This is a genomic window from Blastococcus sp. SYSU D00669 (assembly GCF_054050715.1).
Map to the genome: position 1 here is coordinate 1 of NZ_JBJGZV010000071.1, position 15,019 is coordinate 15,019.

Consider the following 15,019-nt stretch of genomic DNA (forward strand, 5'->3'; position numbering starts at 1 on the left):
CCCCCCCCACCACCCCCCGCCACCCCCCCCCCCCCCCCCCCCCCCCCCCGCCGGCCCCCCCCCCCCCCCCACCCCCCCCGCCCCCCCCGCCCGCCCCCCCCCCCCCCCCCCCCCCCGGACGGGGGACGTCGCGGCGCGCGAGCCGGACCGCGAGGTACGCCAGGCCGCCGCCGAGCGCGACCAGCGGCGCCTCCGGCCCGACGACCGCTCCCAGCCCGATGCCGGCGATCGCGGCGAGGGCGATGCCGGGCAGCGACGCCGGCACCGGGAGCCCCCCGGGCCGGAAGCCGTCCGCCGGTGACTCACCGCCCGCGCCGGGCAGGTAGCGGATCGTCGCCCCCACGGCGAGGCCGGCCACGCCGAGCGGCAGCAACGGCCACCAGGTCGGCGCCGTCCCGTACCCCAGGGCCTGCGGCGCGGACTCGAAGGCCCAGCGCTGCACCAGGTCGGTGAGCTTGAGGAACCAGTACGCCGCAGCGGCGATCGGCACCCCCAGCGCCACGGCGAGGACGAGCAGGCGCAGGTAGGCGCGCGAGCGCATCACGGCCAGCGGATCGGCCGTCGGATCGTCCGGCCGGGGGTGCGCGGCCGCGTCAGGGGCGGCGGTCACCAGCGCCGGTCGCGGCGGTCCTCCCGCCGCTCCTCGCGGCGCTCGGTCCGGCGGACGACGCCGTGCGCCACCACGGCGGCGGTGCCGAGGGTCGCGGCCGTGCGGGCGACCGGGGCGGGGCCGATCACCGTGGCCCGGCGCATGCGGCGAGCTGCCAGCGGCATGTCAGTCGTCCTTCCTCGTGGAGTCGTCGTCGGTGCCGTCGTCCCGCTCGAGGGCGTCGAGCTCCTCGACGGCGGCGAGCATGGCCTGCACGGGGATGCGCCCGCTGGCCACGAGCTGCCCCCGGCGTGCCGGACGGCGGAGGCGAAGGGCGCCGCCCAGGCGTTCTCCCACACCAGCAGGACGGCGGTGCTGCCCGGCTCGACGGCCGCCGCCGCGGCGGCGACGTCCTCCTCGCTGAGCAGCACGGCCAGCTGCCCCTCGTAGGCCCGCAGCTCGCCGACCTCGCCCTCGTCGAGCTCGGCCAGCTCGGCGAGGTCCACGGCGTCGTCGGCGCCCTTCCGGATGAGGAGCAGGTCCAGGATCCGGACCGTGCCGCGGGAGACCAGGTCCGTGAGGGCGGGGGCGATCTCCCCGTTGAACCGGCTCCCCGGGAACTCGAGGACGGTCCGGTCGACGGGCCCGAGCTCGTCGAGGGCGTCCGGGGGCTGGTCGATGAGTTGTCGTGTCACGTCGGCGCTCCTGCGCGGTCGAGAGCCGGCATCCCGACATCGGGCGGACGGCGCGATCGTCGCCGCTCCCGCGCTCCCGGCCATCGCTCAGACCGGATGAGCCGGCCGGGTGTCCGCTCCCTCCCGCTGCGCCGGCTCAGTAGCCGTGGCGGGCCTCCCAGTTCGCGACGGCCGTGTCCCAGACCGCGCGGTCGGTGACCACCCGGATCGGCAGCCCCTGCAGGTCGCCGGGATAGGGCCCCTCGCCCAGCCACACGATGGTCGTCGGGTTCCCCGGGCACGCCGAGTCGTCGACCACCGTGCCCGCGGGGATGTCCATGCCGTCGGCGTCGCCGAGCCGGTGATCGGGCACGAAGAACATCGAGCACTTGATGACGAGCTGGTTCGGCCCCTCGCACTTCGACCACTTGAAGAGGCGGCCGTAACCGAACCCCTCCGGCTGCTGCATCGGTCGCAGCCCCATCAGCAGCCGGTCGAGGACGAGCTGCTCGCCCGGAGGGGTGGCCCAGCAGCGGTCGGACGACGGCCGCTCCGAGATGCCCGTGTAGCACTCCGCCCAGAGGCTGTCGAGCACGACGCCGGCGGTCGTGTAGTCGTTCTCCAGGCAGTCGTCCAGGACGTTCGTCAGGTAGGTGTGCGCGATCAGGAAGCGCGTGTTGTTGGCGTTCACGCCCGGCTCCTGCGGCCGGAAGCCGTCCTCGATCCCCGCGCACCGGGTGCCCACGATCTGGTACCACTCGTAGGCCGCGCCCTTCACGCACGAGGCGTTGGCGTTGTCGTGGTACCAGTCCCACGTCCGCGGCGGTGGGTACCCCACCTGGTCGCGCAGCTCGCCGCCGATCAGGCAGGTGCGACGGCCGGCGTCGAGGTTGTCGCTGCCGGTGCCGAAGCTGAACACGTGCGACGTCGAGGGGAAGGCGGTCGAGGCGACGCCGCGGAGGTCGTACGTCGTGTCGTCCGGGGGTTCCTCGACGCGCCACCTGCTGGTCAGGACCGTTCCCTGGGGATGGGGTCGGATCACGCCCCGGCCTCCGGCCGAGCAGTCGGGGAAGCCGTAGGCGGCCCCGCCCGCGCTCGGTCCCGGCGCCGGCGGCGGCGGCGGGGTGCTCGTGGTGGGAGTCGTGGGCGTCGGCTGCGTCGAGGTGGTCCACTCCACGTGCAGGGCGGGGGCCCGGGCGGCGCCCCTCTCGACGCTGGCCGCCACCCGTGCCGCCGAGCCGGTGCCGGAGACGACCAGCACGAGCGCGTTGCCCGACCGCCAGCCCGGCCGGTTCACGACCTGCTGCACGACGGTCGCCACGTCGCTCGTCCGCTGGGCGGTGCCGCGCTGGCCGGACGACCACGACGGCGGCGACCAGGTGACGGCGGCCGTCGTCCTCGGTCGTGCGGTCACGTCGCCCGCGGCGGTGGAGAAGGCGGGTGCGTTGTCGGCCGCCTGCCCGTGGATGGTGAGCGCGACGGGGGCCGAGCCGCTCTTGTCCGCGGTGAACTGGACCCAGGCGCGCGAGACCGTCGCACCCGGCGGGATCGTCACCGCCGGGAACCGGAGACCGACCGTCTGCCGCTGGGACCCGTCCTGCACCAGTTCCAGGTCCGAGCTGTCGACGGACGTCCCGGAGGCCTGCTGCTCGGCGTCGTCGGTGCCGGCGCGCGCGGCGAAGACGCCGGACGCCGCCTGCGCCGAGGGGCCGATGACGACGAAGCCGACCAGGACGAGGAGGGCGGGCAGGACGAAGACGAGCACACGCTTCACGGAGATCCCCCGTCCGGAACGGACCAGCAGGAGTCGAGGCACGGATCTCCGGGCGGCTTCCAGGCCGCGCCACCGCCGACGACCCTGCCAGCCGGCGAGGCGGCTCCGTCAACCCCTGATCGCAGAAAACGTCCTACGACTTTCGAACGAGCACGCACAGTGACGAGTCACCAGGGCCGATCACGAGGGGTGACGACGATCCGGCGTGTCGCCTGCCGTCGCGGTGGAACCCTTCCCCGCCCTTCCTCCCATGGACCTGCTCTACGACCGCGGGACATGATGCGGACAAGTCGGTCCGGAACACGGGGGTCGAGATGGGCAGACACAGGGCGGTGCGCAGCCCCGCGCCGGCTCGCCCGCGCCGCGCCGCCCGGTCGGTCTCGACCATCGGCGCCGGGGCCGGTGCCCTCGCCGTCGCGGCCCTCCTGGCCGCACTGGAGACCACGGTGGCGCCGGTGTCCGCGGCCGGCCCGGACGGGCACGGCACCGACGCGGCTCCGCTGTCGGCCGCCGCGGAGACGACCACCGCGGCCGGTCCCCTCGCCATCCCCCAGATCGGCGTGGTGGCGCCCGGCTTCGACGACCCGTACCTGGCGCTCTCGGCGACCCCGGTCCCGTCGGCCCTCGTCCCGACCGAGCACCTCCCGCCTCCCGAGCCCGCCGACGACGAGGAGGAGTTCCCGCCCCTCGTCGACGCCGCGCCACCCGGCACGTCGCTGCTACCCGGCCTGACCGAGACGCCGACCGAGCCGGGCAGCCCCGAGCCGGGCTCCACCGAACCAGGCACCACCGACCCCGGGACCACCGACCCCGGGACCACCGACCCCGGGACGACGACGCCCGGGACCGAGCTCTCGGGGACGACCCCCGGCACCACCACGCCGGGCACGACCACGCCGGGCACGACCACCCCGGGCACCACCACCCCGGGCACCACCACGCCGGGCACGACCACCCCGGGCACCACCACCCCGGGCACCACCACCCCGGGCACCACCACCCCGGGCACCACCACCCCGGGCACCACCACCCCGGGCACCACCACCCCGGGCACCACCACCCCGGGCACCACCACCCCGGGGAGCACGACGCCCCCGCAGCCCACCACGCCCCCGCAGCCCACCACGCCGTCGGAGACCCCGGTCGAGCCGACCTGCCCGGCGGAGCCGGCCGATCCCGCCGCCGTCCCCCCGGTCGCCGCACCGCCGGCAGACCCCGCCACCGAGGTCTGCCCGACCGACCCGTGCGCCGCGGAGGTCCCGCCGGCCACGGAACCGACCCTCGTCCCGACCGACCCGGCGGCCCCCGCCTGCACGCCGGCCGAGGCGCCGGCGACCACGCCGGCCGCCTGACCGAGGGCTGGTGTCGGCCTCGCCGCAGGTGCTCGACCTGCAGGAGGGTCCCTTCAGAGCTCGACCTCCCGGCCGGCGCCGCGTTCCCGTGCGGCTGCCAGCACCAGGGTCGCGGCCGTGGCGTCCTGCACCGCGACGCCCACCGATTTGTAGAGGGTGAGCTGCTCGCCGCTCGTGCGCCCCGGGCGGGTGCCCGCGACCAGCTCGCCGAGCTCCGGGAGGTCCTCCACCGTCGCCGCGGACAGGTCCGGGCTGCCGGCCGCGGCCGTCCGCGACTCGACGACCACGAGGGCGTCGCGCACGGTCGCGTCGTCGACCTCCCGGCCGGCCGGGTCCCAGCCGACCGAAACGACGTGCGCGCCCGGGTCCAGCAGCTCCCGCCGAACGAGGGGGTCGGCGCCCGGGTGGGTCGTCGCGCAGACGACGTCGGCGCCGGCGCACGCCTCCGCGGGTCCCGTCACGGCGCGCACCTCCAGACCGAGCTCCGCGGCCAGCTCGGTGGCCGCCGCCGCGGTCCGGCCGGCGTCGTGCCCGGCGATGCGGACCTCCCGCAGCGGCCGCACCCGGGTCAGCGCCCGCGCGTGCGCGCGGGCCTGCACGCCGGTGCCGAGCACGGCCAGCACCGCGGCGTCGTCCCGCGCAAGGAGCCGGGTGGCCAGCGCGGAGCAGGCCGCCGTCCGGACGGCGGTGATCCCGGTGCCGTCCAGCAGCGCGGACGGCGCACCGGTCTCGGCGTCGAACACGACGACGACCGCCTGGTGGGTCGGCAGCGCGGTGCCGGCGTTGCGCGGGAACAGCGACACGAGCTTGGTGACCAGCGCCCGCTGCGACGGCACGTACCCGGGCATCGACAGCAGCCGCCCGTCGTGCTCGGCGACCTCGGCGCCGACCCGCGCGGGCACCGATGCGCGGCCCGCGCTGAGGTCGGCCATCGCACCGGCGAGGGCGTCGACCAGTGCGTCGACGTCCAGCAGCTCGGCGACCTCGGCGCGCCCCAGGACCAGCACGCGCCCATGGTGGCGCACCGGTCAGCCGACGGGAGCCTCCATCGCGGCGAACCGGCCGAGGACCACGGGCCAGCCCTGCTCGTAGGACTCCCGGACGTCGGCGGCGTCGGCCCGGCGCTCCCAGCCGGAGTGCTCCAGCGTGACGAGGGTGCGCTCGCCGTCGGCTTCGAAGGTGACGCGCACGTGGGTCGCATCCTCGGCCGTGCGGCCGGGGTGCCAGTCGAGCTCGAGCGCGTCCGGCGGCTCCCACAGCGTCGCCTCGGCCCACACGCTCACCCGGTCGCCGGCGCGCTCGACGAGGCCGCGGCCCTCGAAGGCCACGGTGGCGCGCTCGCCGAACACGCTGTGCCCGGCCCTCGGCCACCACTCCCCGATCCGCTCGGTGAAGAGGGCGAAGGCGCGCTCCGGCGGTGCCGCGACGGTGACCTGGCGGACGATCGGCCTCACGGGGCTCTCCCTTCCTCGGCGTCGACGAAACCGGCGAACGCGCCCAGCGCGTCGTCCCAGACGCTCGTCAGCCAGCGCTGCACGTCGGCGAGGCCGCCGGGCGCCAGGGCGTAGAGGTTCCGCGTCCCGCGCGAGCGGTGCTCGACCAGACCCGCGCCCTCCAGCACCCGCAGGTGCTTGCTGACGGCGGGCCGCCCGACCGGCAGGCGGCCGGCCAGCTCGCCCACCGGCAGCTCGCCGTCCCGCAGGCACTCGAGGATCCGGCGCCGCATCGGGTCACCGAGGGCGTCGAACGCGTCGTCTGCCGCCAATTGGTCGCCCATGGGTGACGGTTACCGTAGAGGAACCGATCGGCGGCGGTCAACGGTACGGGTCGGTGACCTCGCGGAGCGCGGTGAGCGCGTCGCGGAGCTGTCGCCAGCGCCGCTCCCCCAGGTGCGCCCGCCACTCGGCCTCCACCTCGGCGACGACGCCGTCGGCCACCGGTTGCGCGGCGGCGCCGCGCTCGGCGATGCGGACCAGCCGCGCCCGGGCGTCGGTCGGGTCGGGCGTGCGGCGCACGTAGCCCGCCCGCTCGAGCTGGTCGACCAGGAAGCCGGCGGTCTGCTTGGTCACCGACGCTGCCTCGGCCAGCTCGGTCAGCCGCGTGCCGTCGGGGCCGATCCGCGCCATCACCCGCGCCTGGGCCGGCGTGACGTCGTCGAAACCCTCCTCCGCGAGCCGCTGGAAGACGCGCTTCTCCATGGCCCGGTACGGGATGAACAGCAGCAGGCCAAGGTTCAGCTCGTCGTCGGCCACCCCACACCCCCTTGACGATGGTCAGAGGCTCGTCCTAGTTTGGTCAGACTATCGTACTACTTGGGGGTTCCCATGAGCCTCGACCGGGACGCCGTCTGGGCCGTCATCGACGAGCAGCGCGGCAGCCTCGCCGACCTGCTGGCCGGCCTCTCCCCCGACGAGTGGGCGCACCCGTCGCTGTGCCGGGGCTGGCGGGTGCGCGACGTCGCCGCGCACGTCACCTTCTCCGTGGCCCGGCCGGTCGAGCTCATCGGTCCGGCCCTGCGGGGGCGGGGCGACTTCCACCGGACGACGCACGACGCCGCCGTCCGGCGGGCCGACGCGACCTCCACCGGCGAGCTGGTCGCCGCGATCCGCGCGATGGTCGGCTCGCGCCGGCGGGTGCCCGGCCTCACGCCCTACGAGCCGCTGATCGACGTGCTGGTGCACGGCCAGGACATCGCCGTCCCGCTGGGACGCCCGCGCTCGATGCCGGTCGAGGCGGCGGCGACGGCGGCCACCCGCATCTGGTCGATGACGTGGCCGTTCACCATCGTCTTCGACGCCCGCCGGCGGCTGGCGGGCCTGCGGCTGGTCGCCACCGACACCGACTGGACGGCCGGCGAGGGCGCCCTGGTCGAGGGCCCGGTCGAGGCGCTGCTCCTGCTGCTGTCCGGCCGCACCGCGGTGGCGGTCGACCGGCTGTCCGGCCCGGGGATCGAGCGGCTCAGCGCCGCGCCGCGGTAGCCGCCCGGAGCGCCTCGCCGACCACCGCCCGGGTGTCGGCCGGGTCGATGACGTCGTCGATCTCGAACACCGAGGCGACGTTGAGCGCCCTGCCCTGCTGGTAGGACTCGGCGACCAGCTCGGCGAAGCGGGCCTCCCGGGCGGCGTCGTCGGGCAGCGCGGCGAGCTCGCGCCGGTAGCCGAGCCGGACGGCGCCCTCCAGGCTCATCGGCCCGAACTCGCCGGTGGGCCAGGCGACGGTGAGGAACGGGGCGCGCAGGTCGCCGCCGGTCATCGCCATGGCGCCCAGCCCGTACGCCTTGCGCAGCACCACCGCGACCAGCGGCACGGTCAGCGCCGCCCCGGCGACGTAGAGGCCGCCGAATCGGCGCACCGTGCCCGTGCGCTCCGACTCCGGCCCCACCATGAACCCCGGGGTGTCGACCAGCGAGACCACCGGCAGCCGGTGCGCCTCGCACAGCCGCAGGAACGCCGCGGCCTTGTCGGCGGACTCGGCGTCGATCGCCCCGCCCAGGTGCCGCGGGTCGTTGGCCAGCAGCCCGACCGGCCGGCCGTCGAGCCGGCCGAGCGCGGTCACGATGCCGGGGCCGAACCGGGGCCGCAGCTCCAGCAGGCTGCCGGTGTCGGCGAGGGTGTCGAGCACCGGGCGGACGTCGTAGCTGCGCACCCGGTCGGCGGGCAGCAGGTGCCGCAGCAGCCGCTGGTCGGCGCACCCGCCCGCCCCGGTCCGCCCGGTCAGGCAGCCGAGCACCCGGCGGGCCGCCACGACCGCGGCGTCGTCGTCGGGCACCACGAGGTCGACGACGCCGTTGGCCGCCTGCACCGCCGTGGGGCCGACGTCGTCCGGGTCGACGACGCCCAGGCCGCCGGCCTCGATCATCGCCGGGCCGCCCATGCCGATGCTGCTGCCCTCGGTGGCGATCACGACGTCGCAGACCCCGACCAGCGCGGCGTTGCCCGCGAAGCAGTAGCCGGAGACGACGGCGACGGTGGGCACCCGGCCGGCCAGCCGGGCCATCGTCGTGAACGTGGGGACGTCGAGCAGCGAGATCCCCGCCGAGTCGGTGTCGCCGGGGCGCCCGCCGCCGCCCTCCGCCACCAGCACGACCGGCAGCCGCCGCTGCTCGGCCAGCTCGAGCAGCCGGTCGGCCTTGCGGTGGTTGACCAGGCCCTGGGTGCCGGCCAGCACCGTGTAGTCGTAGGCGAGCACGGCGGTCGGGACGCCGTCCACCTCGCCGATGCCGGCCACCATGCCGTCGGCGGGCGTGCGGGCGACCAGCTCCTCCAGGGTGCGCCGCCGGCGCTGGGCGGCGATGCCGAGGGCGCCGTACTCCACGAAGGTGCCGCCGTCGCAGAGCGCGGCGACCGTCTCCCGCGCGGTCCACCGGCCGGCCGCCCGCCGGCCCGCCACCGCCTCCGGCCGCGCCTCGTCGCGGGTGCCCTGCTGCCGCTCGAGCACCTCCGCCAGCTCGGGGCGGATCGCGTCGAGGTCGACCTCGCCCCGCGCGGCGGCGGTGTCCCCGGCGTCGTCCGACGGCGCGAGGACGGCGAGCACGGCGCCGGCCGGGACGACGTCGCCGACCGCCACCCGCACCGCGACGACGTCGCCGGCGACCGGCGCCGGGACGACGTGCTCCATCTTCATCGCCTCGAGCACCAGCAGGGTCGCGCCGGCGGCCACGGCCCGGCCCTCCCCCGCCTCGACCGCCACGACGACGCCCTGCAGCGGCGCCGCGACGGCCACCCCGCCGTCCGCGCCGGCGACGGGCCGCGTCTCCTCCACGGGCGGCACCAGCTCGGCGAGGTGCTCGTCGACGAACGTCGTCGTCGTCCGCCCCCCGGCCACCTCGGGACGGGCGACGAGGGCGGCGAGCAGGCCGAGGTTGGTCGCCGGGCCGGCGACGTCGCACTCGGCCAGCGCCCGCGCCGTCCCGGCGAGGGCGCGCGGCAGGTCCCGCTCGCGCGCCACCACCTTCGCCAGCAGCGGGTCGAAGCGCGGGTCGACCTCGGCGCCGGGAACGGCGGCGGTGTCGACGCGGACCCCGCGCCCGGTCGGCGGTCCGAACCGCTCGAGGCGACCGGCGGAGGGCAGCACGGCGCCGTCGGGCCGCAGCGTCTCGGCGTTCACCCGGGCCTGCACGGCCGCGCCGCGGGGCACGACCGGCACGTCCAGCCCGAGGTCGGCGAGCGCGGCGCCCTCGGCCAGCCGCAGCGCCACCTCCACCAGGTCGAGGCCGGTCACCTCCTCGGTGACGGTGTGCTCGACCTGCAGCCGCGGGTTGACCTCGAGGAAGACGAACTCCTCCCCGCGCACGAGGAACTCGACGGTGGCCAGGCCGCGGAGGCCGACGCCGCTCCCCAGGGCGACGGCGGCACCGGCCAGCGCGGCCCGCAGCCGGTCGTCGAGCGCCGGGGCGGGTGCGATCTCCACCAGCTTCTGCCGGCGGCGCTGGAGGCTGCAGTCGCGGTCGCCGAGCGCGACGACCGCGGTGCCGTCGCCCGCGAGCTGCACCTCCACGTGCCGGGCGCCGGTCAGCAGCCGCTCGACGTAGACGTCGCCGACGCCGAACGCGGCCTGCGCCTCGGACCGGCAGCGCTCCAGCGCCGCGGCCAGCTCGTCCTCGGCGCCCACCGGCTGCTGCCCCCGGCCACCCCCGCCGGCCAGCGCCTTGACCATCACCGGCCCGCCGACCCCGCGGAGGAACGCCCGGGCGCCGTCGGCGTCGGTCGCGCCGGTGGCGGCCAGCACCGGGATGCCGAGCTGCGCCGCGCGTGCCCGCGCGCGCACCTTGTCGCCGAACAGCTCCAGCACGGCGGCGTCGGGGCCGACGAACACCAGCCCGGCGTCCGCGCACCGCCGGGCCAGCTCGGGGCTCTCGGCGAGGAAGCCGTACCCGGGGTGGACGGCGTCCGCGCCGGCGGAGACCGCGGCCCCGACGACCGCCGTGACGTCGAGGTACGCGGCCGGGCCCGAACCGGGCAGGCGGACGGCGTCGTCGGCCCGGCGCAGGTGCAGCGAGCCGGCGTCGTCGGCCGGCGCGACCGCGACGGTGCGCAGCCCGAGGGCGCTCGCCGTCCGCAGGACCCGGACGGCGACCTCGCCCCGGTTGGCCACCAGGAGCCGGGTGATCGGCATCCGCGGGAGTGTAGGTGGGGGCGCATCCGGGCAGGCTGCGGGCATGACGACACCCGAGCCGGACACCGGCACCGCCGACCCGAGCCTGCCCGAGCCCCGCGACATCGCCCTGGAGATGGAGACGCCGGAGCAGGCCGCCGAGATGGAGGCGCAGAGCAGCCCCGAGGAGGGGACGACGGACCAGCAATAGGCCGGTCGCGGGCGTACGGTCCGCGCATGAGCGCTCCTCGGCCGGACACGGGGGCGGTGCCGGGCGAGCGGCTGCTGGCCGGTCGCTACGTGCTCACCGACGTCCTCGGCCGCGGCGGCATGGGCGTCGTCTGGCGGGCGACCGACCGCATGCTGCACCGCGAGGTCGCGATCAAGGAGCTCACCTTCTCGGTCGGGCTGACCGAGGAGGAGCGCCGCGTGCTGCGCGAGCGCACCCTGCGCGAGGCGCGGGCCGCCGCCCGTCTGGACCACCCGTGCGTCACGACCGTCTACGACGTCGTCGAGGAGGACGGCAAGCCCTGGCTGGTCATGGAGCGGGTCGAGGCCGACAGCCTCCAGGCCGTCCTCGAGCACGCCGGGCCGCTGTCCCCGCACGCCACGGCCCGGATCGGCCTCGACCTCCTCGCCGCGCTGGAGGCCGCGCACGCCGCCGGGATCGTGCACCGCGACGTCAAGCCGGGCAACGTGCTGGTCGAGCGCGACGGGCACGCCCGGCTCACCGACTTCGGCATCGCGACGACCACCGGCGACGACAGCCTCACCACGAACGGCGCGCTGATCGGCTCGCCGTCCTACATGGCGCCCGAGCGCATCCACGGCGACGAGCCGCACCCGGGGGTGGACCTGTGGTCGCTCGGGGCCACCCTCTACGCGGCGGTCGAGGGCCGGCCGCCGTTCGCCCGGGGCGAGGCCATGGCGACGGCGATGTCGGTCGTCTCCGAGCACCCGGCCCCGACGGTCCGCGCCGGCCCCCTCGAGCCGGTGCTGCGGGGGCTGCTGACCAAGGACCCCGCGCAGCGCAGCACCGCCGCGCAGGCGCGCCAGGGGCTGCAGGCCGTGCTGGCCGGGGCGGAGCCCCCGGCGCCGGTCCCCGCGCCCGCCCCTCCACCGCCGCCGGTCCGCGCCGAGGGCTCGGTGCACCGCTTCGACCCCGCCGACCTGCGCGAGCTCGCCCTCGCCTCGCGGGCGGTGCTGGGCTCGATGGCACGCGACGCGCTGACCGCGCGGCGGCGGCCGGGCAGCGCCCCGCTCAGCGGCCGGCCGCCCGCCGCACCCCGGCGCCGTCGGCGGTTCAAGCGCCGGTGGGTGGTCGTCCCCGTGGTGACCGCCCTGGTGCTCACGCTGGCCGCCCTCGCCGGCGTGGTCTGGCTGGTCGTGCGCGTGCTCGGCCTAGGGTGAGCCATGCGGAGCCGTGACCTGCTGCTGTACGCCTACGGACAGATCGGCGAGACCCTGCGCCGCGCGCTCGACGGGCTGACCGCCGAGCAGCTCACCGCGCGCGTCGGTCCGGAGGCCAACACCATCGCCTGGCTGGCCTGGCACCTGCTGCGCGTCCAGGACGACCACGTCGCCGAGGTCGCCGGCCGGGAGCAGGTGTGGACGGCGGAGGGCTTCGCCGGCCGGTTCGGCCTGCCCATCGACGACTCCGCCACCGGCTACGGCTTCGGCCCCGACGACGTCGCCGCCGTCCGGGTCGACTCCCCCGACCTCCTGCTCGAGTACGCCGACGCCGTCTCCGCCCGGACCGCGGAGTTCCTGCGGGGCCTGGACGACGACGACCTCGACCGCGTCGTCGACCGCCGCTGGGACCCGCCGGTCACCCTCGGCGTCCGGCTGGTGAGCGTGCTCTCCGACGACCTGCAGCACGTCGGCCAGGCCGCGTACGTCCGGGGGCTGCTCGACGCGGGCTGAGCGGGCAGGATCTGCCGGCGTGGAGTTCGTGGCGCACCCGGTGCCGGCGCCGCTGCGGCCGTTCGTCGCCGTGGCGCACGGCTACCGCGTCGCCGCGAACCCGTCCGGCGTCCACCGCGGGCTGCCCTCCCGGCACCTCACCCTCGTCGTCGAGCTGGCCGCGCCGCTGCGGGTGGCCGGGCTCGGCGAGGACGTCGCCGCGCACGCGGTGCTCGGCGGCCTGCACACCCGCCCGGCGCTGATCGACGCCACCCGCCCGCAGGACGGCCTGCAGTACGGGCTCACCCCCGCAGCCGCCCGGGCGCTGTTCGGCCTGCCCGCGGCCGAACTGGGCGAGCGCGTCGTCGACCTGGCCGCCGTCCTCGGCCGGGCCGCCGACCGGCTGGTCGAGCAGCTGGCCGAGGCGGGCACGTGGGCCGAGCGGTTCGCGCGGCTCGACGCCGCCCTGCTCGCGCGGCTGTCCGGGTCGCGGGGAGCGGTGCCGCCGGAGGTCGGCGAGGCCTGGCGGCTGACCGTCACCGGCGACGGCCGCCGGCGGGTCGAGGAGGTGGCCGCGGCCGTCGGCTGGAGCCGGCGGCACCTCTCCGAGCAGTTCCGGTTGGCCACCGGCATCGGTCCGAAGCAGGCGGCGCGGATCGCCCGGTTCGAGGCCGCCCGCCGGCTGCTGCTGGGGCCCGGCCGCCCGTCGCTCGCCGAGATCGCGGTGCGCTGCGGCTACGCCGACCAGCCGCACCTGCAGCGGGAGTGGCGGGCGCTGGCCGGCTGCAGCATCGGCACCTGGCTGCGCGAGGAGCTCCCATTCCTGCAAGACGACGACCGGGCGGAGCAGGCAGCCTCGCCGGCATGACCTCCTCCCCCGAGCTGTCGACCGCCCCCGCGCCCACCGTCTGGCCCAGCGTCGGCTTCGCCGACGTCGACGCCGGCACCGCCTTCCTCACCGACGGCCTCGGCTTCACCGTCACCGCCTGCCACCGCGGGGCCGACGGCACCGTGGAGCACGCCGAGGCCCGCTGGCCCGACGGCGGCGGCGTGATGTTCGGCAGCCGCGGCAAGCCCGGCGACTGGGGCGCCCTCGGCCCCCAGGGCGTCTACGTGGTGGCCGCCGAGCCGGCCACCGTCGAGGCCGCCTGGGATCGGGTCCGCGCGCTGCCCGGCGTGCAGGTGCTCGAGGCGCTGCACGACACCGACTACGGCTCGCACCAGTTCGGCGTCCGCGACGCCGACGGCAACCTCTGGACGGTGGGCACCTACCGCGGCGCCTGACGTCGCGCGCGATCCGGTCGGACGCAATAGCGTCCGACGTCGTGACCGCGCCGAGCCCCGACTTCTACGCCTTCGAGGACCTGCTCACGCCCGACGAGATCGAGATCCGCGACCGGGTGCGCGCCTTCTGCGACACGGAGGTGCTGCCGCGGATCAACGACTACTGGGAGCGCGCCGAGTTCCCGTTCGAGCTGGTGCCCGGGATCGCCCGGCTGGGGATCGCGGGCGGCACCATCGAGGACTACGGCTGCCCCGGCATGAGCGCCGTCTCCGCCGGGCTGGTGGCCGCCGAGCTGGCCCGGGCCGACGGCAGCGTCGGCACGTTCAACGGCGTGCACAGCTTCCTGGCGATGCAGTCGATCGCGCTGCTCGGTGACGAGGAGCAGCGGCAGCGCTGGCTGCCCGCGATGGCGCGGCTGGAGAAGATCGGCGCCTTCGGCCTCACCGAGCCGCGGCACGGCTCCGACGCCGTCGCGCTGGAGACCTCCGCCCGCCGCGACGGCGACGCCTACCTGCTCGACGGGCAGAAGAAGTGGATCGGCAACGGCTCGATCGCCGACCTCGTGCTGATCTGGGCCCGCGACGAGGAGGGCGCCGTCGGCGGCTACGTCGTCGAGAAGGGCACCCCGGGCTTCTCGGCGCGGGTGATGACCGGGAAGACGGCGCTGCGCGCGGTCTGGCAGGCGGAGATCGCGCTGGACGGCGTCCGGGTGCCGGCGGAGAACAGGCTGGCCGGCTGCCGGAGCTTCAAGGACGTCTCGCAGGTGCTCGACCGCACCCGGTACACCGTGGCCTGGCGGGCGCTCGGCCTGGCGACGGCGTCCTACGAGCTGGCGCTGGCGCACGCGCTGCAGCGGGAGCAGTTCGGGCAGCCGATCGCCGGCTACCAGCTGGTGCAGGACAAGCTGGCCCGGATGCTGGCCGAGATCACCGCGATGCAGCTGATGTGCTGGCGGCTGTCGAAGCTCGCCGACGAGGGCCGGATGACCGCGGCGATGGCGTCGCTGGCGAAGATGAACCACGCCGCCAAGGCGCGGGCGATCGTCGCCGACGCCCGCGACATCCTCGGTGGTGACGGGATCCTGCTCGACCACCACGTCGCCCGGCACCACGCCGACATGGAGGCGGTGTTCACGTTCGAGGGCACCGACTCGGTGCAGGCGCTCATCGTCGGCCGGGAGATCACCGGCCTGTCGGCGATCAGCGGCCGGCGTCCCGACCGCCCCTGACAGTGAGGATGTGGGCGAGCCCCGCAGCGGTCGTTCCTGACCCAGCGCCTGACTGACTTCGGGTCTTCAAGCCGATCTGTCGGTGCGGTCCGCTGCGAGGCTCGCTTGCACTCACCGGTCGA

At 76.6% G+C, this 15,019-nt stretch carries 15 protein-coding genes and 1 pseudogene; 8 read left to right on the forward strand and 8 right to left on the reverse strand.

From position 1 onward, the window contains the following. From ACI8AF_RS26950 to ACI8AF_RS26960, 3 genes and pseudogenes are all read right to left on the reverse strand, one after another. A pseudogene (locus ACI8AF_RS26950) lies at positions 1-610 on the reverse strand (hypothetical protein); the annotation flags it as partial. Then, the gene (locus ACI8AF_RS26955; RefSeq protein WP_456542862.1) at positions 607-1,284 is read right to left on the reverse strand and encodes a DUF6325 family protein; all 678 of its coding nucleotides are present in this window, start codon (positions 1,282-1,284) and stop codon (positions 607-609) included. The gene ACI8AF_RS26955 and the pseudogene ACI8AF_RS26950, both read right to left, overlap by 4 nt. A gap of 136 nt (positions 1,285-1,420) precedes the next feature. Continuing rightward, positions 1,421-3,037 (reverse strand): hypothetical protein, encoded by a 1,617-nt coding sequence (locus ACI8AF_RS26960; RefSeq protein WP_456542863.1) that lies wholly within the window; start codon positions 3,035-3,037, stop codon positions 1,421-1,423. A 332-nt stretch (positions 3,038-3,369) separates the two neighbouring features. Here ACI8AF_RS26960 and ACI8AF_RS26965 point away from each other — a divergent pair, with 332 nt between their 5' ends. Beyond that, positions 3,370-4,389, forward strand: coding sequence for a hypothetical protein (locus ACI8AF_RS26965; RefSeq protein WP_456542864.1), 1,020 nt, complete (start codon positions 3,370-3,372; stop codon positions 4,387-4,389). Positions 4,390-4,442: 53 nt separating this feature from the next. On the opposite strand, the gene ACI8AF_RS26970 is transcribed toward ACI8AF_RS26965, so the two are convergent. From ACI8AF_RS26970 to ACI8AF_RS26985, 4 genes are read right to left on the reverse strand one after another with little or no spacing between them, the layout of a single operon-like run. Then, a complete protein-coding gene (locus tag ACI8AF_RS26970; RefSeq protein ID WP_456542865.1) occupies positions 4,443-5,396 on the reverse strand; it encodes an ornithine cyclodeaminase family protein in 954 nt (317 codons plus the stop codon). 21 nt (positions 5,397-5,417) lie between these two features. Then, positions 5,418-5,843 (reverse strand): SRPBCC domain-containing protein, encoded by a 426-nt coding sequence (locus tag ACI8AF_RS26975; RefSeq protein ID WP_456542866.1) that lies wholly within the window; start codon positions 5,841-5,843, stop codon positions 5,418-5,420. Further along, positions 5,840-6,166 carry an ArsR/SmtB family transcription factor gene (locus ACI8AF_RS26980; protein WP_456542867.1) on the reverse strand — a complete coding sequence of 109 codons (327 nt, stop codon included), beginning with the start codon at positions 6,164-6,166 and terminating at the stop codon, positions 5,840-5,842. The genes ACI8AF_RS26975 and ACI8AF_RS26980 overlap by 4 nt, the downstream gene beginning before the upstream one ends. Positions 6,167-6,203: 37 nt before the next feature. Continuing rightward, positions 6,204-6,641 (reverse strand): MarR family winged helix-turn-helix transcriptional regulator, encoded by a 438-nt coding sequence (locus tag ACI8AF_RS26985; RefSeq protein ID WP_456542868.1) that lies wholly within the window; start codon positions 6,639-6,641, stop codon positions 6,204-6,206. Between the two features lie 72 nt (positions 6,642-6,713). Here ACI8AF_RS26985 and ACI8AF_RS26990 point away from each other — a divergent pair, with 72 nt between their 5' ends. Then, entirely contained in the window at positions 6,714-7,367 is a 654-nt protein-coding gene (locus ACI8AF_RS26990; RefSeq protein ID WP_456542869.1) for a maleylpyruvate isomerase family mycothiol-dependent enzyme, read from the forward strand. On the opposite strand, the gene ACI8AF_RS26995 is transcribed toward ACI8AF_RS26990, so the two are convergent. Continuing rightward, a complete protein-coding gene (locus ACI8AF_RS26995) occupies positions 7,348-10,503 on the reverse strand; it encodes a carboxyl transferase domain-containing protein (RefSeq protein WP_456542870.1) in 3,156 nt (1,051 codons plus the stop codon). The genes ACI8AF_RS26990 and ACI8AF_RS26995 overlap by 20 nt on opposite strands. A 43-nt stretch (positions 10,504-10,546) precedes the next feature. Between ACI8AF_RS26995 and ACI8AF_RS27000 the strand changes: the two genes are divergently transcribed. Genes ACI8AF_RS27000 through ACI8AF_RS27025 form a run of 6 tightly spaced genes read left to right on the forward strand, consistent with a single transcriptional unit; the run spans position 10,547 to position 14,897 of the window. Next, complete coding sequence (locus ACI8AF_RS27000; protein ID WP_456542871.1) at positions 10,547-10,693, forward strand: hypothetical protein; 147 nt, start codon at positions 10,547-10,549, stop codon at positions 10,691-10,693. 26 nt (positions 10,694-10,719) lie between these two features. Further along, positions 10,720-11,892 (forward strand): serine/threonine-protein kinase, encoded by a 1,173-nt coding sequence (locus ACI8AF_RS27005; RefSeq protein ID WP_456542872.1) that lies wholly within the window; start codon positions 10,720-10,722, stop codon positions 11,890-11,892. A gap of 3 nt (positions 11,893-11,895) precedes the next feature. After that, entirely contained in the window at positions 11,896-12,405 is a 510-nt protein-coding gene (locus ACI8AF_RS27010; RefSeq protein WP_456542873.1) for a mycothiol transferase, read from the forward strand. Between the two features lie 19 nt (positions 12,406-12,424). Continuing rightward, positions 12,425-13,252, forward strand: coding sequence for a helix-turn-helix domain-containing protein (locus tag ACI8AF_RS27015; protein WP_456542874.1), 828 nt, complete (start codon positions 12,425-12,427; stop codon positions 13,250-13,252). After that, the gene (locus ACI8AF_RS27020; RefSeq protein WP_456542875.1) at positions 13,249-13,668 is read left to right on the forward strand and encodes a VOC family protein; all 420 of its coding nucleotides are present in this window, start codon (positions 13,249-13,251) and stop codon (positions 13,666-13,668) included. The genes ACI8AF_RS27015 and ACI8AF_RS27020 overlap by 4 nt, the downstream gene beginning before the upstream one ends. Before the next feature lie 41 nt (positions 13,669-13,709). After that, positions 13,710-14,897, forward strand: a complete 1,188-nt coding sequence (locus tag ACI8AF_RS27025) for an acyl-CoA dehydrogenase family protein (protein ID WP_456542876.1) — start codon at positions 13,710-13,712, stop codon at positions 14,895-14,897. Positions 14,898-15,019: the final 122 nt, after the last annotated feature.

Coding starts and splice junctions, on each gene's coding strand:
- ACI8AF_RS27005 (WP_456542872.1), top strand. CDS start 10,720: ATGAGCGCTCCTCGGCCGGACACGGGGGCGGTGCCGGGCGAGCGGCTG.
- ACI8AF_RS27020 (WP_456542875.1), top strand. CDS start 13,249: ATGACCTCCTCCCCCGAGCTGTCGACCGCCCCCGCGCCCACCGTCTGG.
- ACI8AF_RS26990 (WP_456542869.1), top strand. CDS start 6,714: ATGAGCCTCGACCGGGACGCCGTCTGGGCCGTCATCGACGAGCAGCGC.
- ACI8AF_RS27000 (WP_456542871.1), top strand. CDS start 10,547: ATGACGACACCCGAGCCGGACACCGGCACCGCCGACCCGAGCCTGCCC.
- ACI8AF_RS27010 (WP_456542873.1), top strand. CDS start 11,896: ATGCGGAGCCGTGACCTGCTGCTGTACGCCTACGGACAGATCGGCGAG.
- ACI8AF_RS26995 (WP_456542870.1), bottom strand. CDS start 10,503: ATGCCGATCACCCGGCTCCTGGTGGCCAACCGGGGCGAGGTCGCCGTC.
- ACI8AF_RS26980 (WP_456542867.1), bottom strand. CDS start 6,166: ATGGGCGACCAATTGGCGGCAGACGACGCGTTCGACGCCCTCGGTGAC.